The sequence below is a fragment of the Duganella kummerowiae genome (assembly GCF_053572355.1).
Genome location: NZ_JBKFEH010000007.1, coordinates 141,929 through 161,849, shown reverse-complemented (window position 1 = coordinate 161,849; position 19,921 = coordinate 141,929). Strand labels below are relative to the sequence as shown.

Below are 19,921 nucleotides of genomic sequence, written 5' to 3'. Positions count from 1 at the left end.
GCGCCGGCGCTGTTGCGCCACGTACAATAAGGCTTTCTGAAAGCGTGCGCCTCGGCTACTATCGTGTTGCCTGCACGAACCCGGAGGCCCCGTAGTGACAGCAGAGACCCCGTCCCGCCTGCCCTCGATCCGCGCGCAGATCGCGCTGCTGGTGCTGGCCTGCGCCCTGCCCACCCTGATCGCCTTCGGCGCCGTGGTGCGCCAGTTCTACCTGCACGAAAGAAGCGCGCTGCGGCTCGACTCCCTGCAAGCGGCGCGCGCCGTGGCGGCCGCCGTCGACCGCGACCTGGCCCAGGCCCAGGGGGCGGCGCTGGCGCTGTCGTTTTCGCCCAGCTTGCGCGGCGGCGACCTGGGCGCGCTGCGCCAGCAGGGCGCCAACCTGCTGGGCCCGCAGTTCCCGGCCAGCCAGTTCCTGCTCAGCGACAGCGCCGGCCGGCTGGCCATGCAGGCCGGCGGCGCCACGCCGGTCCAGCTCACCCCGGAACGTAACGCCGTCCGCCTGCGCGCCCTGTACGCCCAAGGCCGCCCCCAGCTGTCGCTGATCCACGCCGGCGGCGCACCGCTGCTGGCGGTGGACGTGCCGGTGTACGTCGACGGCCGGCTGGCCTATGCCCTGAGCGCCGTGCTCAAGGCCGACCGCCTGGCGCGCATCCTGGAAGAGGAGCAGGTCGCGGCGCAGCAGGCGGTGGCGCTGTACGACGGCGACGGCGTGCTGGTGGCGCAACGCGGCGCGGCCTTCGGTGCACCCGGCACGCCGGCAGCGCCGGCCCGGCTGGCGCAGTTCCGGCGCCAGCCGGAAGGCCTGCTGGACAGCGAGGATGGACAGGCGCAGGCCATCTACCTGGGACATAGCCGGGCGCCGGTCAGCGGCGCCACGGTGGCGGTGGCCACCCCGCAGTCGTACGCGCTGGCCAGCCTGCTGCAATCCATCACCCACATCCTGCTGGCGGCCGGGGTGGTGCTGGTGGCCGGTTTCGGCCTGGCCTGGTCGGTGGGCGGGCGGGTGGCGCGCTCGGCGCGGGCCCTGCTGGAACCGGCCGCCGCCCTGTCCGCCGGACGCGGCTTCACGCTGGAGCCAATGGCGTTCCGCGAGGCCGAGGCCGTGGCGCGCGCCTTGCGCGTGCTGGAGGCCGATTTGCAGCGCCACCGGCACGGCCTGGAAAGCCTGGTGGCCGAGCGCACCGTCCAGCTGGAAAAGTCGCGCGCCCAGGTCGAGACCCTGTACGCCAAGGCGCCGGTGGGCCTGAGCTACGTGGACAGCGAGCTGCGCATCATCCGCATCAACGAGTTCCTGGCCGCCCTGAACGGCGTTCCGGTATCGGACCACCTGGGCCGCTACGCGCCCGACATGATCGCCGACCAGGCCATCCGCGCCGGCGTGCTGGAGGATTACCGCACCGTGCTGCGCACCGGGCGCGGCCTGGCTGGCGTGGAACGCGCCGGCCGCTCGCCCGGGGGCCAGGTGGTGCACTGGGTGATGAGCTATTATCCGCAGTTCGACGCCGATGGCAAGCTCAGCGCCATTACCGGCCTGGTGCAGGACATCACCACCCAGAAGCGCACCATTGCCGAGCTGCGCCAGTCGCGCCAGCTGTTCCAGTCGGTGGTCGAAAACATGCCGGTGATGCTGTTCGTCAAGCGCGCCACCGACTTCAGCTTCGAGATGTTCAACCGCTACGGCCTGGCCTTGCTGGGCCGCAGCCGGCAAGACCTGGCAGGCAAGAACGACTACGACATCATGCCCGGGGAACTGGCCGACCGCTACCGCCAGGACGACCTGCGCGTGCTGGCCAGCCAGGAGGCGGTCGAGATCGGCATCGAACCGGTGCTGGACGCGGCCGGCCAGACCCGCTACCTGGCCACCAGCAAGGTGGCCCTGCGCGACGAGCGCGGCCAGCCCACCCATGTGATGGGCATCTCGATCGACATCACGGAGCGCAGGCGGGCCGAGGAGGACCTGCGCGCGACCAGCGCGCGGCTGGCCGAGAGCGAGCAGTTCGTGCGCACCATCACCGACAACCTGCCCGGCATGGTGGCCTATTGGGACGCCGGCCTGCGCTGCCGCTTCGCCAACCGCTTCTTCCTGGAGTGGCACGACCTCAGCGCCGAGCTGATCCAGGGTGCGCTGATGGCCGACGTGCTGGGCGAACACGAGTTCGCCCGCAGCCTGCCCTACGTGGAAAGCGCCCTGGCCGGCCAGCCGCAGGGCTTCGGCGGCCAGCTGGCCTGGCCCTCGGGCGCCGTCAGCCACACCTGGATCAACTACATCCCCGACGTCGCCGAACAGGGCCGGGTGCGCGGCTTTTTCGTGCTGGTGTCGGACGTGACCGACCTCAAGGAAACCCAGCTGCACCTGCAGGAACTCAACGAGGAACTGGTGCGGGCACGCGACCGGGCCGAGGCCGGCAGCCGCGCCAAAAGTGAATTCCTGGCCAACATGAGCCACGAGATACGCACCCCCATGAACGCCATCATCGGCCTGGCCCGGCTGATGCAGGAAGCGCCGCTGGCGCCGCGCGAGCGCGGCTACCTGAACAAGATGCAGGGCGCGACCCAGCAGCTGCTGGGGCTGGTCAACGACCTGCTGGACTTCTCGCGTGTGGAAGCCGACCAGCTGGTGCTGGAGCACCTGCCGTTCCAACTCGAACAAGTGTTCGACGGCCTGGGCGCGCAATTGGCCGCGCTGGCCTGGGACAAGGGGCTGGAGCCGGTGTTCGACCTCGACCCGGCGCTGCCCCACAGCGTGCGCGGCGACCCGGTGCGGCTGCGCCAGGTGCTGCTCAAGCTGCTGCACAACGCCATCAAGTTCACCGAGCGCGGCCAGGTGGTGGTGGCGGCCCGCCCACTCGCGGAAGACGACCACGGCCAGGTGGTGCTGGAGTTCGCCGTGCGCGACACGGGCATCGGCATCGCGCCCGGCGAACAGGAGCGCATCTTCGCCGCCTTCGCCCAGGCCGACAGCGGCGCCAACCGCCAGTACGGCGGGGCCGGCATGGGCCTGGCCATCGCACAACGCCTGGCCGGGCTGATGGGCGGAACCATAGCGGTGCATAGCCGGCCCGGGCACGGCGCCGAGTTCGTGTTCCGCTGCCCCTTGGAGCGCGATCCGGGTCCGGCCCTGCCACCGGCCGCGCCGCCCGCGCTGTCGCTGCTGGTGGTGGACGACAACCCGGCCGTGCGGCGCGCCGTGCTGCACGCCTGCGCCATGCATGGCTGGCAGGCCGAGGCCGCCGCCAGCGTGGCCGAGGCCCTGGACCTGCTGCGCGCGGCCGTGTGGCGCCAGCGCGGCTACGACCTGGTGCTGCTGGACCACGCGCTGCCGGCCGGCGCCAGCGGGGCTCTGCTGCGCCAGCTCAAGTCCGAGGCCGGACTGGACACCCCGGTGCTGCTGATGGCGCCCGAGCCGCTGTGCGCCGACCTGGCCGCGCAGCAGCAGCCGGCGGTGGCCGGCGTGCTGGCCAAGCCGGTCACGCCGGCCCGGCTGCTGCGCCAGGTGCTGGCCCAGCGCGGGGTCCTGGACGGCGCCGGATCGGCCCCGCCGCTGGCCGGGCGCCTGGCAGGAATGCGCATCCTGCTGGTGGAGGACAATGAAATCAACCAGGAGGTGGCGCAATTCATCCTGGAACACGCCGGCGCCACGGTGGAGCTGGCGGCCAACGGCCAGCTGGCGGTGGAACGCCTGCGCCAAGCGCCGCAGCGCTACCATGCGGTGCTGATGGACGTGCAGATGCCAGTCATGAATGGCTACGACGCCACCATCGAGATCAGGCGCCAAGGGGCCCTGGGCCTGCCGGCCTTGCTGTCCCTGCCGGTGATTGCCATGACCGCCAATGTGATGGAGGATGACCTGCAGGACGCCGCCAGGGCCGGCATGACGGCCCACATCGCCAAGCCCATCGACATCGAGAACCTGGTGGCCACCCTGCAGCGCCATGCGGGGAGCGCCGTGGCGCCGGCCGAACCGGCAACGGCAAGCGCTGCGGCCATCGCTACCCCGCCACCGCAGGCGACGGCGGCCGGCGCACTGCCCGGCATCGACATGGCGGCCGCATTGCAGCGCCTGGGCGGCCAGCACGATGCCCTGCTGGCGCTGCTGCGGCGCTTCCGCCGCTCGCAGGGGGGCGCCGTGGACGAGGCGCGCGGCCTGCTGGCCGCCGGCCGTCGCCAGGAGGCGGCCCAGGTCCTGCACCGCCTGCGCGGGGTGGCCGCCAACCTGGGCGCCACCGAAGTCGCGCGCCACACGGCGCTGGCCGAGGCGGCCTTGCGCGCCGGCGATCCCGCACTGGACCGCACGCTGGCCGGACTGGGCGCGGCCCTGGCCGTGGTGCTGGAAGGCGCCGCGCCGGAGGATGCCGCCACACTGGAAAGTGGCGCGCTGGATGGCGCCGCGCTGGATGGCGCCGCGCTGGATGGCGCCGCCACCGGTGGCGCCGGGCCGCATGGCGGCGCCGCAGCCGGCCCTGCCGCAGCGCTTGCGCCCGGGCTGCGGGCCGGGCTGGCCGAGTTACATGGTATGCTGCAACAAAATAACTTGAAAGCCTTGGACCAGTTTCAGCAATTGCGCGCCGGGCTGGCCGCCGGCACGGCGGCCGCCCTGGCGGAGGCAATCGATACCCTGAATTTCAAGGCAGCACTCAATATGGTGGAAACAATCTTGCAGCAAGAGGCAAGCGCATGAGCTGGACCGGCCTGGCCAGAAACGGACGCATCCTGGTGGTCGACGACGCGATGGAAAACGTCCAGATCCTGCACCACGCCCTGCGCGACGAACACGAGGTGCTGTTCGCGCTGGATGGCGAGAAGGCGCTGGAGCTGGCCCAGCAGCAAAGTCCAGACCTGATCCTGCTGGACGCCGTCATGCCCGGCATGGATGGCTACGCCGTATGCGCGGCCCTGCAAGCCCATCCGCGCCTGCAGTCCATACCCATCATTTTCGTGACGGCGCTGAGCCAGCCCGAGGACGAAACCCGCGCCCTGGACGCCGGCGCGGCAGACTTCATCAGCAAGCCCTTCAACGTGTCCGTGGTACGGGCCAGGGTGCGTACGCAGCTCATCGTCAAGCGCCAGGCCGATGCACTGCGCGAGCAAAGCCTGACCGATGGCCTGACCGGGGTGGCCAACCGGCGCCACTTCAACGACATGCTGGACAGCGAATGGCGGCGCTGCGACCGCGCCAGCCTGCCGCTGTCGGTGCTGATGATGGACATCGACCATTTCAAGCTGTACAACGACCACTATGGGCACCAGGCCGGCGACCTGTGCCTGCAGCAGGTGGCGGCCGCCATGAAGGCCTGCGCCGCCCGGCCGCAGGATTTGCTGGCGCGCTACGGCGGCGAGGAATTCGTGCTGCTGCTGCCGCAGGAAGCGCTGCACGGTGCCGAGGTGGTGGCGCGCCGCATCATCGAGGCCATCGCCGCACTCGGCCTGCCGCATGCCGCCTCGCCGACGGCGCCGCGCGTCACCCTCAGCATCGGCATCGCCAGCATCGACCTGGCCAGCGAGGATGGCCAGCCGGCCGCCCTGCTGCGCAGCGCCGACGACCTGCTGTACCAGGCCAAGCAGGAGGGCCGCAACCGCTACCTGGCCTGAGCCGCCCTTCAGCCTGCACCGCGGCCCGCTCCGGCCCGCGCCTCAGGCGTGGGTGAAACCGGGCAGGCCGATGTAGCGGGTCAGGTGATGGTCGGTATCGCCCAGGGTCAGTTCCAGGGTGGTCAGGCGCTTGAAATGGTGGGCGGCCGGCAGCTCGTCGGTCACCCCCATGCCGCCGTGCAGCTGCACCGCCTGCTGGCCGATGTAGCGAGCGGCCTGGCCGATGCGGGCCTTGGCGGCCGATACCGCGCGCCGGCGCGGCTCGGCATCGCCGGCGTCGACCCGGGCCGCCGCCAGCATGGCCATGGAGCGGGCCTGCTCCAGGTGGATGTACATGTCGGCCATGCGGTGCTGCAGGGCCTGGAACTTGCCGATAGCCGCGCCGAACTGCTGGCGCGTCTTCAGGTACGCCAGGGTGGCCTGGAACAGCGCATCCATCACCCCCACCGCCTCGGCGCACAGCAGGGCGCAGCCATAGTCGGCCGCCGCGTCGAGGATGTCGCAGGCGCCGCCCAGGCGCCCCATCAGGTGCGATGCCGGCAGCGCCACGTTGCTGAACACCACCGTGGCGGCGCGCTGGCCGTCGATGGTACGGTAGTCGCGCACCGTCACGCCGGGCGCACCGGCCGGCACCGCGAACAGCGAAATGCCGTTGACGTCGCGCTGGCCGCCGCCGCTGCGGGCCGAGACGATGAACACGTCGGCCTGGCCGCCGTGCAGCACCACGGTCTTGGTACCGTCGATCAGGTAGCCCTCGCCGTTGACAATGCCCATGGTCTTGATGTCGGCCAGGTCGTAGCGCGAATGCTTTTCGCTCAGGGCGCAGGCCAGCTTGATGGCGCCATTCGCCACCCGCGTCAGCAGGGCCTGCTGGCCGCCGGCCAGCTTGAGGAAGCGCACCCCCAGCACGGTGGCGAAATACGGTTCCACCAGCAGGGCCCGGCCCAGCTCCTGCATCACCGGCAGCATGTCGACCGCCGTGCCATCGTAGCCGCCCAGGGCTTCCGGCACCGGCAGGGCGGTCAGGCCCAGTTCCACCAGGGCGTCCCAGGCCGGCTGCGAGACCCCGGCCGCCGAGTGCACGATGCGCTGGCGCGCCTCGAAGCCGTAGTCCTTGTCCAGCCAGCGGCGCAGGGCATCGGCGAGCTGGCGCTGTTCTTCGCTGAATTGAAAATCCATCCGCTCCTCACAGTCCCAATATCATCTGCGCGATGATGTTTTTCTGTATTTCATTCGAGCCGCCATAGATCGAGGTCTTGCGGTAGTTGAAATAGTAGCTGGCCAGCGGCGCGGCGGCGTCCTCGCCGGTGGCGGCGTGCTCGCTGCGGCCCTCCAGGTAGGCGCTGTCGAAGGGCAGCGCGTGCGGGCCCAGCACCTCGACCATCAGCTCGGTCAGCAGCTGCTGGATTTCCGTGCCCTTGATCTTCAGCATCGATGCTTCCGGTCCCGGGGTATCCTGGTCCAGCAGGCGCAGCACGGTGGTTTCCAGCGCCATCAGCTCGATCTCCAGCTGGGCCACCTTGGCCGCGAACAGCGGGTCCTGCAGCAGCGGCTTGCCCTGCTTGAAATTCTCGTGCGCCAGCTTTTTCAGGAATTGCAGTTCGCGCTTGCTGCGGCCCACGGCGGCGATGCCGCTGCGTTCGTGGGCCAGCAGGTACTTGGCGTAGGTCCAGCCGCGGTTTTCCTGGCCCACCAGGTTCTGCACCGGCACCCGGACGTTATCGAAGAACACTTCGTTGATTTCGTGATCCTCGTCCAGCATGATGATGGGCCGCACCGTGACGCCTGGCGCGTGCATGTCTATCAGCAGGAAGGAAATGCCCTCCTGCTTGCGCACGGTGGTGTCGGTGCGCACCAGGCAGAACATCATGTCGGCGTGCTGGGCCAGCGTGGTCCAGGTTTTCTGGCCGTTGACGACGTAGTGGTCGCCGTCCAGCACCGCCGTGGTCTTGAGCGCGGCCAGGTCGGAGCCGGCGCCCGGCTCGGAATAGCCCTGGCACCACCAGTCCTCGCAGCTGAGGATGCGCGGCAGGTAATAGGCTTTCTGCTGCTCGCTGCCGAAGGCCATGATCACCGGCCCCACCATGTTGACCCCGAACGGCAGGATGGGCGGGGTACCGGCCCGCGCGCACTCCTCTTCCCAGATATGGCGCTGCAGCGGGGTCCAGCCCGGACCGCCATGCTCCACCGGCCAGCCCGGCGCGGCCCAGCCCTGGCGCGCCACGATCTGCTGCCAGCGCACGTAGTCGCTTTTCTGCAGCCGCAGGTGGTTGCGCACCTTTTTCTGCAGGTCGCTGGGCAAATTGGTTTCGATGAAGCCCCTCACCCTGTCGCGGAACGCCAGTTCTTGCGCCGTATAGTTCAAATCCATGCTGCTCCCCTAAAGCACGACCGTTCTTATCATTGTAGGCCGGACGGGCAATTGTGACATTTTTGTTGCGCGCTGTATGCAGCCTTTAATCGACAGTAATGGCCAGATCGCGCTGTCGGGTAGCGATATTGCCGGCGTAGTCGGCTGCAATGATGCGCAAGATATAATTTCCCGGTCCCAGCCTGGCCACCTGCCAGGCGCCCGGCTCCGCCTGGCCCTTGAGGATACGGTTGTTGATGGCATACACGAAGCGGGTGGCGGCCGCGCCGTGCACGGTGATGCCGCTGGCCCCGGCGTAGGCGGTCTTGACGGCCTCGCGGTTGCGCGGCAGGCGGTCGTACTGCTGGGTGATGACGGGCTGCTCCATGCCGGGTATGGTGTCGCCGTCCGCGTTCAGCAATTGGTAGCCGAGGCGGTACAGGCCCAGGCGGCGGCGCGCCTGGTTGCCGCTGACCTGGTCCCAGGCCTCCACCGTGATCTGCAGCTCGCCCAGGCTGCGCGGCACCAGCAGGCGGCCGTCGCGCATGTCGGCCAGCGGCTTGCCCTGGCCGTCGAGCAGCGCGATGCGCTCGATCTCGGGCGCGATGCTGTCTTCCAGGCCGATGAAGGGCAGCACCAGCGGATTGACCGGCCCGCCGTTGGGCAGGTAATCGAGATGCACATGGGCCATGGCGTTGACCAGGCCCAGGGTGTCGCCAGCCGCGAAGCGGGCGCCGCGCCGCACGCGCACCTGCGCCGGCTTGCCCTTGCCATCGGCCAGCAGCTGGAAGCGCGGGTCCAGCGGCCTGCCGCCCGGGCCGCGTCCCACCGTCATGTGCACATAGCGCAGGCTGTCCAGCGCCATGCCTTCCGACAGCTCGCCAAAGCCCCAGGCCGCCAGCGGATCGGCGACCTTGGCCGGCGTGACGGCCAGCACCGGGGTGCCGGTGGCGGCTTGTACGTCCAGGCCGGCGTGGAAGTGGTCGCGGCTGTCGCCACCGGTCTTGCCCCGCACTTCGCCCATCACGCCCACCACCTCATGCGCCTGGTCCTGCGGTTTGACCGGCCACAGCATGGTGGCCGGATGCGATGGCAGCGGCGCGGGACCTTGCTCCGGCGGGGCGCTGTCGCCGGGTGCGGGAGGGGCGATGCGCAGCAGGCGGAAGGTGGCGGCGTCGGTGGCCAGCAGGGCGCCGTCCGGAGCCAGGGCCAGTCCGCGCGGCTGGTACAGGCGCACGCTGCCGTCCGGCCCGTAGCCGGGCTGGGCCATGTGGTCCACATCCACCAGGGTCACCGCCTCGCCCTTGGGCGTGACCTGCACCACGCGGCCATGGCGGTTGCTGGCCGCGTACAGATAGCCGTCGGCCGACAGGGCCAGCGCCACCGGGCGCAGCAGCAGCGCGTCGCGGTCGTCCTCGGGCGCGCTGGCAACGGTGGTGACGGCGCCGTCCTGGCCCAGCTTGCGGATGGCGTTGTTGCCGGCGTCGGCAATAAAGAGCACGCCGCCGGGCGCCGCCACCAGGGCGGCCGGGGTGTTGAAGCGGGCCTGGGCGGCCGGACCGTCGGCCAGGCCGGCGCGGCCGTCGCCGGCAACGGTGGTGACAGTGCCGTCCGGAGCGATGCGGCGGATACGGTCGTTATAGCTGTCGGCCACGTACACCACGCCGGCCGCATCGACCGCCACGCCCAGCGGGCCGTCGAAGCGGGCCGCCGCGCCTTTGCCGTCGCGGTAGCCGGGCAGGCCGTCGCCGGCCAGGGTGCTGACCATGCCGTCAGGGGTGATCTTGCGGATGGCGTGGTTGCCGGTGTCGGCCACGTACAGGTTGCCTTGGGCGTCCAGCGCCAGGCCGGACGGGGTGTGAAAAGCGGCCGCCTTGCCCTGCCCTTCGGCATAGCCTTCGATGGCGCCGGCCAGCACGCTGGTGGCACCATCCGGTGCGATCCTGCGGATGCTGTTGCCGTCGCCGCCATCGGCCACGAAGATGGTGCCGTCCGGGGCCACGGCCACCCCGTAGGGATCGGCGAAACGGGTGCGGCGACCGCCGCCATTGGCCACGCCCGGCAGGCCGTCGCCGGCAATGCTGGTCACGCGCGCGTTCCAGTGCGGCACCGTGGCGCGCAGGCCGGACTGCCCCTCGGCCGCCGGCAAGCCGCCGTGCGCGGGGCGCGTCGCCAGCCAGGCTGCCCCGCCGCCGGCCGCAGCACCGAACACGGCCAGGGCGGCCAGGGCTATCTTGAACTGGGTAGGCGTCACGGACATTCCTGGAGTTGATTTACAGAAATGAAAGCTTAACCTATCCCATCAGCAAAATACAGGCAAAAAAAAGCCCGCTACAGGGAGCGGGCTGAATCTATTTCCTTGGAGGAGAATAGAGGAGACAGGTCACATCATGCCCGGCTATCGCCTCGAATGCCAATTGCGAGTCGTGATAGCAGATATAGGCAGCCTGAATGAGTTGTCAGACAACATAGCCCAAACTGTGGCTGGCGGCGCTGAACGAGGCCGCGCCCAGGTCAACCAGACCGAGGATTTTCACGATGCTGTCCTGCGTAGCGTTAAAGCTTGTGCCGGCGCCTGCGCCGTTCTGCACCACATAGGTATCGCCCTGGAACTGGAACCAGCTGAGCACGCCGTCGGCCGAGCCGGCAATGGCGGCGTTGGCGGCATCCTGCAGCGTGGCGGCGCCGCCCACGGCCACCTTGGCCGACTGGAAACTGGCGGCCGAGGCCCCGAAGCGCAGGCTGTCCCCGGCGCCCAGGTCGGTGATGGTGGTGTAGGCGCCCAGCTTGCTGGCGGGGCTGGCCACGTCAAAGATGTCGGCGCCGGCGCCGCCTGTCAGGATGACGCTGTCGGCCCGCGCCACGAGGATATCGGCCCCGGCCCCGCCCTGCAGCACGTCGCCGGCATGGTTGGCGGTCAGCAGGTCGCTGCCGGCGCCGCCCTTGATGGTGGCGGCGGCAGCCGAGCTGGCGGCTGTGGCCACGGTCAGGCCGCCGGCCAGGCCGGAGGCGTCGACCAGGGCGACATTGTTGGCGCCAAGCGCGACGCTGACGTTGCCGCTGCCGATGATGCTGAGCGTGGTCACGCCGGACACCGCCGCGCCCAGGCTGACCGTGGTATCTGCCGCCACTGCCACATGGATGGTCTCGATGTTACGGATGGTGGCGGTGACGGGAATGGCCACCACGCCCGGGAGCACGATGTTCAGGATATCCTCTCCGGCGCCGCCGTCCAGGGTGTCGTAGGCGTTCAGCGGGTTGACACCGGAGGAATCGGGAACGGCGTTGAATAGGTCGGCGCCGGCGCCACCGGTGACGATATCGACCAGGAGCGTCAGCCCGTGCGTGGTGACCTGCTGGCCGGTCGGCAGCTGGGCGGCGGTGGCCACGTGGGCCTTGGCCGCGTCCAGTGCCGTGTTCGCCGCCGCAAGGGCGGCCGCCGCGTCGGTGCGGGCCTGGGCGCCGGCGGCGTCATCGACGCCGGTGCTGCTGGCCAGGGTGGCCATGACATAGGCGTCAGCCAGCTCGACCGCGTGCTGGGCGCTCACCACGGCGCTGCTGGCCTGATTCAGCTCGGCGGCGGCGGCGTCCACCGCCAGCTTGGCGGTGGCCACGCTATTGGCTTCCGCCAGCGCCTTGCCGGCGGCCAGGTTGGACCGGGTGGCGGCGCTGGCGGCCACCACGGCGTCACCGGCGGCGGCGCCGTAGGCCTGGGCCGAGCTGAGCACGGCCGAGAGCGCTGCCGCGTCCGCCACACGGGCCTTGGCGGCTTCGCTGGCAGCCGCCGCCAGTGCGTCATCCGCCGTCGCCACGGTTTGCGCCGCGGCCGCCACAAAGGACGCGGCGGCGGCCGCCGCCTTGCTGCCCGCACTGATGGCGGCTGCCACGGCGCTGCTGGCCTTGCCGGCCGCGGCCGACAGCGCCATGGCGGCATCGAACGCGCCCTGAAGATCGGCCGGGGCGCCGCTGGCGGCCTTGATCACGGCCTGGATCTGGGCCACCTGCGCCTTGCTGTAGGCTTCATTGGCGGCCACGGCGCCATCCACCTGGGCCACGGCTACGCTGTTGAGGCTGCTGGCTATCCAGCGCGCCAGGTCGGACGGAGATGCTGCGCAGCCATTGAGCGCCCCCAGGGTCTGCGCCAGCGCTTCCGGCGTGGTGGCCGCCTTCAGGGTGGCGTCGTCATACACCTGGCGCAGGTAGTCGGCGGCCCTGCCGATGGCGGTGCCGCCCGCATAGGCCGCCGCCCCGCCGTCCACGGCGCCGAGGAAATCAGTGAACGCCACGGCGGCCGAGACCTTGGCGTTAAAGGCCGCCAGGTCGGCGCCCTGCGCGCCGCCGGCGATGCTGGTCACGGCAAAGGCCGGAGTAAGCAGGCCTTTGTCGATCAGACCGGTCCAATACGCCAGGCCGGCACTGTCGGCCGGGTGGCCAAACAGGTTGATATAAATCCGTGCCACGATTTGTGTGGTGCTCAGGCCGGCAAAAGTGGCGGTATATTCGGGCGAAGTGGAAAACTGCCGCGACACCTCGGCCAGCGTGAGCCTGCCCGCGTCCAGTTGCGCCTGGTAGTAGGCCAGCCCGCCAGGATCGGCCGGCCGGCTGAAGTACGCCACATACAGCTGCTGCAATTCCGTGGTATGGCTGGTCATGCATTGATCCCTTTTCATTTATCAATTTAATAACCATATTAAGCTGATAATTGCGCTTACGCAAGCACAGTGGCAGGGCAAAAAAAAACCCGCTCAGGGAGCGGGTTGAATCTATTTCCTTGGAGGAGAATAGAGGAGACAGGTGCAATAATGCTGGAGCGCGCGATATTTAGCCAATTTATAGTTGTGATAGCTTATATGCGCGCGCTGAATGACAGCCTTATTTGCCGCCGGCGCTGCCTGCATTCAGGCCATAGGGCAGCACGCGCGAGGCCATGCGGGTATCGGTCTTGAGCAGTCCCACCTCGTCCGCCAGGATGTGCACGGCCTCGTTGAGCAGCACATCCTTGGCGGCCTTGGCGGCTTTCTCGGCGTCCAGCTCGGCCGTCAGCGAGCGTTCATCGGCCTGCAGGCCGTCGTCGGTGCGCAGCGCGCCCTTGACCGCCGCCACTTTGGGATTGGGCGCCGCCTTGCCGCTGGCCGGCTTGGCCGACACCGCCTTGTTCAGCGCATCCTTGGGATCGGGCACCAGCACCGGGTCGTCGCCGCCCGGGGTGGCCGCCAGCAGGCGCTGCTCGCGCAGCTTGGCGCGCGCCTCCTGCTCGTCGCGCTCCTTGCGGCGCGCCTTTTCGTTGAGCGAGATCAGGTTGTCCTTGCGCTGCTTGTTGGCCAGCGCGATATCCTCGGCCAGGTACTGGAAATCCTTGTCCTTGGCGATGCGGGCTTCGTGGCGCTTGTCCAGCAGCGGCACGATGTCCTTCATGTCGCCGGTGGCGATGTAAGGCGCCGGCTTGATCGAGGTCCATGGCAGGGCGTTGTCATAGCTCGATTCGCCGAAGCTGTCCGGATCGGTCATGGACGGCAGCTTGATGTCCGGCGTGACGCCGCGCAGCTGGGTGGTGCCGCCATTGATGCGGAAGAATTGCGCCACCGTCATCTTGAGGTCGCCGTAGCGCGACTTGTCGCTGCTGGCGTAACGGTCCAGGTTGATCATGGTCTGCACCGTGCCCTTGCCGAAGCTGGGTTCGCCGATGATGATGCCGCGCCCGTAATCCTGGATGGCGGCCGCGAAGATCTCGGACGCCGAGGCCGAGCCACGGTTGACCAGCACGCCGAGCGGGCCGTCCCAGGCCATGCCGGCGTTGGTGTCGCTTTCCACCTGCACCTGGCCGTCGCTGTTGCGCTGCATGACCACCGGGCCCTTGTCAATGAACAGGCCGGTCAGCTCGACCGCCTCGATCAGGGAACCGCCGCCATTGTTGCGCAGGTCGATCAGGACATTGTCCACTTTTTCCTTCTTCAGCTCGCCCAGCAAGCGGGCCACGTCGCGGGTGGCGCTCTTGTAATCCTTGTCGCCACGGCGGCGCGCCTCAAAGTCCAGGTAGAAGGTCGGCAGCGAGATCACGCCCACGCGGCGCTTGACGTTGCCATCCTTGACTTCCAGGATGGATTTCTTGGCCGATTGCTCTTCCATGCTGATTTTCTTGCGCACCAGGGCAACCGAGGTGTGCTTGCCATCAGGACCGGCATCAGCCGGCAGGATGTCCAGCCGCACGGTGGAATCCTTGGGGCCGCGGATCAGCTCGACCACGTCGTCCAGGCGCCAGCCCAGCACGTCGGTCATATTGCCCTTGGCGCCCTGCCCCACGGCCAGGATGCGGTCGCCCACCTTCACCTTGCCGGACAGGCCGGCCGGGCTGCCCGGCACCACTTCGCGGATCACGGTGTATTCGTCGCGGGTCTGCAGCACGCAGCCTATGCCTTCCAGCGACAGGCGCATGGCGATCTCGAAGTTGTCCGAGGCGCGCGGGCCCAGGTAGTTGGTGTGCGGCTCGATCGACATGGCGTAGGCGTTCATGAAGATCTGGAACACGTCCTCGTTGTTGAGCTTGCGCGAGCGGCTCTGGTAGTTTTCGTAGCGCTTGTCCAGGGTCTGGCGGATCGCCTTGTCATCCTTGCCGGCCAGCTTCAGGCGCAGCCAGTCATTCTTGACGCGCTTGCGCCACAGTTCCTTGATTTCCGCATCGCTCTTGGCCCAGTCCGCCTTTTCACGGTCATACTGGTAGCTCTCGTCCACGCTGAAATCGAATTTGCTCTTGAGCAGTTCGCGGGCGTAGCCTATGCGCTCGTTGAAGCGCTGCTGGTACTGGTTATAGATGGCGAACGGAATGCTCAGGTCCTCGCCGGCAATGGCGTCATCCAGTTTGGTGCGCGCGTAGCCGAACTGGTCGACGTCGGCCTGGGTGAAGAACAGCTTCTCGGCGTCCAGCGCCTTGAAATAGCGGTCGAAGATTTTCTCCGACATGGCGTCATCCAGGGGCATGGCCTTGTAATGGAAGCGCGACAGGATGCGCGAAGCCACTACCGCGGCCTGGGCTTGGGTGGCCTGGGGCTTCATCTGGGCGTCGGCCGCAGCCTTGTCCGGCGCGGCGGCGCCGGCCTGCAATGACAATGCCGCCAACACGGCCACCAACAGCATATGCTTCTTCATCGGCTTTGCTCCGAAAATCGTTGTTCAGGTATGACTTCATTCTACAGGATAGGCGGGCTGTCCATGGCGCAGTTTCCTGATACAAACTTAAGGGGCGCTGAAAGCAGTGTCCCGGAGTACGTGAAACTACTAACTTCCTGTCTATTTTTCCAATAAGCCATTGTTTTTAAAGAATAAATTGGAGGCCTGACTCCAAAGATGGAGTTGCCGCTCGGAAAAAATCTGCTATCATGACAGCTTAAATCCCCTGCCCGCCTCCGCATCCCCGAGGCACGCGCCTCATCCGCATTCCGCCCCCTGGCCGGCGCCACCAGGCAATGACGTTTTTAATAAGAAGAGAGCCATGACCAAGATTATTAATCCCCGCGACTGGGGTGTAGGTACCAAAATCACCGTATTTACGTTCGGCCTGATCAGTGTGATCCTGGCCATCCTGCTGGCCTTGATCAATGCCAGCACCGCGTCCATGCTGGAGGAGCGCGCCAAGAAGAACGTGGCCGACGCCCTGAACGGGATCAACGACACCGTGGAAGTGTTCCATATCGCCATGAGCAACGAAGCCGGCAGCTTCGCACGCCTGTTTGCCGCCCAGTTCACCGGGGCCTACACGCTGGACGCGTCGGCACCGGTGGAAATCGCAGGCAAGCCGGTACCGCTGCTGAAGAACGGCGGCCGCACCCTCAACCTGGACTTTTCGATACCCGACCAGTTCACCCAGTCCACCGGCGTGGTCGCCACCATCTTCGCTGCCAGCGGGGACGAATTCGTGCGCGTCACCACCTCGCTGAAGAAGGAAAACGGTGAGCGCGCGGTCGGCACCCAGCTGGACCACAGCCATCCCAGCTATCCGCTCCTGCGCGAAGGCAAGAGCTACATCGGCCTGGCCACCCTGTTTGGCAAGCAATACATCACCCAGTACGACCCGGTGCGCGACGCCGCCGGCAAGGTGGTGGGTGTGCTGTTCATCGGCCTGGACATTTCCAAGAATATGGAAATGCTCAAGGAAAAGATCAAGTCCATCAAGATCGGCCAGACCGGCTACATCTACGTGGTCAGCGCCGCGCCCGGCAAAACCTACGGCACCCTGCTGGTCCACCCCAGCAAGGAAGGGGTCAACCTGCTGGACGCCAAGAGCAGCGATGGCCGCAGCTTCATCAAGGAAATGCTGGAAAAGACGGAAGGCAGCATGGTCTACGACTGGGCCGACAAGGATGGCGCCAAGCCGCGCGAAAAGCTGGTCACCTTCGACATGTTCAAGGGCTGGGGCTGGCTGATGGTGGGCAGCGTGTACACCGACGAGATCACCAGCGAAGCCAGCCAGCTGCGCAACCGCTACGCCCTGCTTGGCCTGCTCTCCCTGGGCGTGTTTGCCGTGGCCCTGTTCCTGCTGGTGCGCGCCAACGTGACGCGGCCGCTGGCGCGCGCCGAGCAGGCGGCAGAGCGCATCGCCGAGGGCGACCTGGACGTGCATGTCGAAATCAGGAACAAGGATGAGATCGGCCTGTTGCTGCGCGCCCTGAACAGCATCAGCCGCAACCTGTCCGGCGTGGTGGGCCAGGTACGGCGCGGCGCCGAGCAGATCGCCTCGGCCTCGACCGAGATCGCCACCGGCAACCTGGACCTGTCCTCGCGCACCGAAGAACAGGCTTCCAGCCTGGAGAAAACCGCCGCCTCGATGGAGCAGCTGAGCAGCGCCGTCAAGCACAATGCCGACAATGCGGCCCAGGCCAACCAGCTGGCCCAGGCGGCGTCCGACATCGCCGCCCGCGGCGGCGTCGTGGTGGCGCAAGTGGTGGACACCATGGGGTCCATCAACGATTCCTCGCGCAAGATCGTGGACATCATTTCCGTGATCGACGGGATCGCCTTCCAGACCAACATCCTGGCCCTGAACGCGGCCGTGGAAGCGGCCCGCGCCGGCGAGCAGGGCCGCGGCTTTGCCGTGGTGGCATCGGAGGTGCGCACCCTGGCGCAGCGCTCGGCCACGGCGGCCAAGGAAATCAAGGCGCTGATCGATGACTCGGTCGGCAAGGTGGCGGCCGGCAGCAAACAGGTCGAGCAGGCCGGCAGCACCATGCAAGAAGTGGTGGACAGCGTGCGCCGCGTCACCGACATCATGGGCGAGATCACCAGCGCCAGCGAGGAGCAGCGCGCCGGCATCGTCCAGGTGCATGACGCCGTGGCCCAGATGGACGGCGTGACCCAGCAGAACGCCGCCCTGGTGGAAGAAGCGGCAGCGGCGGCCCAGGCCCTGCAGGACCAGGCCGCCGAACTGGCCCAGGTGGTACAGATATTCAAGCTGGGCGTCCAGGACAGCCAGGACCGGCACTACCCGGCGCTGCGCTAAGCCACCCCGTCCTCACCCGCCGCCGCATGCACGCGGCGGTTTTTTTTCGCCCACCGTTTTTATGTTGCCAGGAATGATATAGTTTCCTTTTATTCACATTCCTTGCCCCTATGCGCCGCCACTTCCTCGCTACGCTGTTTGCCACCCTGCTGTGCCTCGCCTGGCCGGGCCTGCCGTGGGCGCAAGCCGCGCCGCCCGGCACCGGCTCTCCATTCCAGCACGGCTCCGGCGTGGCGGTCACCAGCCTGACGCCGGAGCAAGCCGCCAACATCGCCACCCTGGGCCAGGTGTGGGGCTTCCTCAAGTATCACCACCCGCGCGTGACCGCCGGCGAGCTGCCCTGGGACGACGAGCTGCTGCGCATGCTGCCGGCCATCCTGGCCGCGCCCGACCGGGCCGCCGCCAGCGCCATCCTGCAGCGCTGGATCGCCGCCCTGGGCCCGGTGGCGTCCTGCCAGCCCTGCACCACGCTCGATACTCGGGACTTGCAGCTGCGCTCTGCGCTGGCATGGCTGGATGCCGGCGACCTGGGCCCGGAATTGCGCGCCACCCTGCGGGACATCTACCAGAACCGTCCGGCAGGCAAGGAGCAATACTATGTGCGGCACCAGCAGCCGGTCGGCAACCCGGTATTCGAGCATGAAGCGGGCTACCCGCAGCTGGTGTTCCCGGATGCCGGCTACCAGCTGCTGGGACTGTTCCGCTACTGGAACATGATCGAATACTGGGCGCCCTATCGCGACCAGATCGGGGAAGACTGGCACCAGGTACTGCGCGACAGCATCACCGGCGCCGCCCTGGCCAAGGACAAGGCTGCCTACGAGCTGCACATGATGGCCCTCATCGCCCGGGTCCACGACACCCACGCCAACCTGTGGAGTTCGCTCCAGGTGCGGCCGCCGCAGGGGACCTGCGCGCTGCCGGTGCGGGTGCGCTTCATCGATGGCCAGGCCGTGGTCTACGCCTACGCCGACCCGCAGGCCGGCCCGGCCACCGGCCTGCTGCCAGGCGACGTGATCGACAGCCTGGACGGCACGCCGGTGGCGCGCCTGGTGCAGCTGCGCAGTCCCTATTACGCCGCGTCCAACGACGCCGCCCGCCTGCGCGACATCGGCCACAGCCTGCTCCAGGGCACCTGCGCGCCCGCCCGGCTGCGCGTGCGGCGCGGGCAGGAAGCGCTGGCACTGGCGGCCATGCCGGAACCGGGGCTGGCGCTGAACCGGGAGCGCATCACGCACGACCGTCCCGGCGAGACCTTCCAGCGCCTGGGCCAGGATATTGCCTATCTCAAGCTGTCGTCGATCAAGTCCGACGATATTCCGGCCTACCTGGAAGCTGCGGCCGGCACCAGCGGCCTGATCGTCGATATCCGCAATTATCCCAACCAGTTCGTCGTGTACACGCTGGGCCGTCACCTCGTCAGCCAGCCCGTTCCTTTCGCCCGCTTCACCACCGGCGACGCCGCCAACCCCGGCGCCTTCCGCTGGGGCCAGCAAGCAGCCCTGTTTCCGGCCGCGCCGCACTACCCGGGCAAGGTGGTGATACTGGTGGACGAAATATCGCAAAGCCAGGCCGAGTACACCGCCATGGCCTTGCGCAGCGTGCCCGGCGCCAAGGTCATCGGCAGCACCACGGCCGGCGCCGACGGCAATGTGAGCCCCATCGTGCTGCCGGGCGGCCTGCGCACCATGATCAGCGGCATAGGCGTGTTCTATCCCGACCGCCGGCCCACGCAGCGCGTCGGCATCGTGCCCGACATCGAAGTACGCCCCACCGTGGACGGCATCCGGGCCGGACGCGATGAAGTGCTGGAGGCGGCCATCGCCGAGCTGCGCCGGGGGCAGCAGCCCTACAACGCGGCCAGCGTCCACCACCCGGCGGCCGCGATCAGCAAATAAGGCCAGGAGCGCAGCGAGATGCGCCAGTCGGCCGAAGACGGCCAGCAGGCCAGGAACTGGGGCGCGACGGCAAACGCCAGCGCCAGGTCCAGCCACTGGAAGTGCAGTCCGGCGCGGGTGCGCCACCATGCCACAACGAAGGGCAGCAGCAGCACCAGAAATGGTGCCAGCGCGGACGGGGCGGCGTTGTACCAGCGCACCCGGGTCAGCTTGACCGAGCCCAGTTCCCAGCCCTGCCCGACGCGGCGCGGTATCACCGTGAAAGTGGCGGGCCGGGCCCAGGTCAGCAGGCCGACGCAGAAATGCGCCAGCTCGTGGGTGATGGTGCCGGCCAGCGTGAACAGGAAGAACACCGGATGGCGCGCCGACAGGGCGCGTATGACCAGCGCCAGCAGCAGGGAGGGCGCCAGGTAGATCAACAGGTCGCGGTGGTGGCATAGCCACGCGGGCGCGAGCACTGAACAGTCGAGCAGGCTGGCCATGGCGCATGGTCGCATGCCGCCCGGGGCGCGTCAATTTCAGCGCGCCCCGGCCTTAAGGCGGAGCCGCCGCTCGCCAGTTCCAGGGATGCCCGCGGGCGCGCCGCTTCCTAGA

General features: G+C 68.2%; 10 protein-coding genes. 4 read left to right on the top strand and 6 right to left on the bottom strand.

What is annotated here, in order from left to right:
* Positions 1 to 94 precede the first annotated feature (94 nt).
* Together ACLB1G_RS06340 and ACLB1G_RS06335 are read left to right on the top strand one after the other, a co-directional pair.
* The gene (locus tag ACLB1G_RS06340) at positions 95 to 4,678 is read left to right on the top strand and encodes a PAS domain-containing protein (RefSeq protein WP_491626349.1); all 4,584 of its coding nucleotides are present in this window, start codon (positions 95 to 97) and stop codon (positions 4,676 to 4,678) included.
* Entirely contained in the window at positions 4,675 to 5,589 is a 915-nt protein-coding gene (locus tag ACLB1G_RS06335; protein ID WP_491626348.1) for a diguanylate cyclase, read from the top strand. The genes ACLB1G_RS06340 and ACLB1G_RS06335 overlap by 4 nt, the downstream gene beginning before the upstream one ends.
* Positions 5,590 to 5,631: 42 nt before the next feature.
* On the opposite strand, the gene ACLB1G_RS06330 is transcribed toward ACLB1G_RS06335, so the two are convergent.
* From ACLB1G_RS06330 to ACLB1G_RS06310, 5 genes are all read right to left on the bottom strand, one after another.
* Positions 5,632 to 6,768, bottom strand: coding sequence for an acyl-CoA dehydrogenase family protein (locus ACLB1G_RS06330; RefSeq protein WP_491626347.1), 1,137 nt, complete (start codon positions 6,766 to 6,768; stop codon positions 5,632 to 5,634).
* Between the two features lie 7 nt (positions 6,769 to 6,775).
* Positions 6,776 to 7,960 carry an acyl-CoA dehydrogenase family protein gene (locus ACLB1G_RS06325; RefSeq protein WP_491626346.1) on the bottom strand — a complete coding sequence of 395 codons (1,185 nt, stop codon included), beginning with the start codon at positions 7,958 to 7,960 and terminating at the stop codon, positions 6,776 to 6,778.
* An 85-nt stretch (positions 7,961 to 8,045) separates the two neighbouring features.
* Positions 8,046 to 10,199 (bottom strand): gluconolaconase, encoded by a 2,154-nt coding sequence (locus ACLB1G_RS06320; RefSeq protein ID WP_491626345.1) that lies wholly within the window; start codon positions 10,197 to 10,199, stop codon positions 8,046 to 8,048.
* A 199-nt stretch (positions 10,200 to 10,398) separates the two neighbouring features.
* Positions 10,399 to 12,591 (bottom strand): DUF4214 domain-containing protein, encoded by a 2,193-nt coding sequence (locus tag ACLB1G_RS06315; RefSeq protein ID WP_491626344.1) that lies wholly within the window; start codon positions 12,589 to 12,591, stop codon positions 10,399 to 10,401.
* Positions 12,592 to 12,811: 220 nt separating this feature from the next.
* Complete coding sequence (locus tag ACLB1G_RS06310; RefSeq protein WP_491626343.1) at positions 12,812 to 15,082, bottom strand: carboxy terminal-processing peptidase; 2,271 nt, start codon at positions 15,080 to 15,082, stop codon at positions 12,812 to 12,814.
* Between the two features lie 343 nt (positions 15,083 to 15,425).
* Here ACLB1G_RS06310 and ACLB1G_RS06305 point away from each other — a divergent pair, with 343 nt between their 5' ends.
* The gene (locus ACLB1G_RS06305) at positions 15,426 to 17,429 is read left to right on the top strand and encodes a methyl-accepting chemotaxis protein (RefSeq protein ID WP_491626342.1); all 2,004 of its coding nucleotides are present in this window, start codon (positions 15,426 to 15,428) and stop codon (positions 17,427 to 17,429) included.
* A gap of 110 nt (positions 17,430 to 17,539) precedes the next feature.
* The gene (locus tag ACLB1G_RS06300; protein ID WP_491626341.1) at positions 17,540 to 19,327 is read left to right on the top strand and encodes a S41 family peptidase; all 1,788 of its coding nucleotides are present in this window, start codon (positions 17,540 to 17,542) and stop codon (positions 19,325 to 19,327) included.
* Here the strand turns inward: ACLB1G_RS06300 and ACLB1G_RS06295 are convergent.
* Positions 19,279 to 19,809 (bottom strand): hypothetical protein, encoded by a 531-nt coding sequence (locus tag ACLB1G_RS06295; protein WP_491626340.1) that lies wholly within the window; start codon positions 19,807 to 19,809, stop codon positions 19,279 to 19,281. The genes ACLB1G_RS06300 and ACLB1G_RS06295 overlap by 49 nt on opposite strands.
* Positions 19,810 to 19,921 lie beyond the last annotated feature (112 nt).

What these genes read in the sequence shown, in the direction of transcription:
- ACLB1G_RS06335 (WP_491626348.1), top strand. Translation starts at nt 4,675, where the DNA reads ATGAGCTGGACCGGCCTGGCCAGAAACGGACGCATCCTGGTGGTCGAC.
- ACLB1G_RS06330 (WP_491626347.1), bottom strand. Translation starts at nt 6,768, where the DNA reads ATGGATTTTCAATTCAGCGAAGAACAGCGCCAGCTCGCCGATGCCCTG.
- ACLB1G_RS06325 (WP_491626346.1), bottom strand. Translation starts at nt 7,960, where the DNA reads ATGGATTTGAACTATACGGCGCAAGAACTGGCGTTCCGCGACAGGGTG.
- ACLB1G_RS06320 (WP_491626345.1), bottom strand. Translation starts at nt 10,199, where the DNA reads ATGTCCGTGACGCCTACCCAGTTCAAGATAGCCCTGGCCGCCCTGGCC.
- ACLB1G_RS06315 (WP_491626344.1), bottom strand. Translation starts at nt 12,591, where the DNA reads ATGACCAGCCATACCACGGAATTGCAGCAGCTGTATGTGGCGTACTTC.
- ACLB1G_RS06310 (WP_491626343.1), bottom strand. Translation starts at nt 15,082, where the DNA reads ATGAAGAAGCATATGCTGTTGGTGGCCGTGTTGGCGGCATTGTCATTG.
- ACLB1G_RS06305 (WP_491626342.1), top strand. Translation starts at nt 15,426, where the DNA reads ATGACCAAGATTATTAATCCCCGCGACTGGGGTGTAGGTACCAAAATC.
- ACLB1G_RS06300 (WP_491626341.1), top strand. Translation starts at nt 17,540, where the DNA reads ATGCGCCGCCACTTCCTCGCTACGCTGTTTGCCACCCTGCTGTGCCTC.
- ACLB1G_RS06295 (WP_491626340.1), bottom strand. Translation starts at nt 19,809, where the DNA reads ATGGCCAGCCTGCTCGACTGTTCAGTGCTCGCGCCCGCGTGGCTATGC.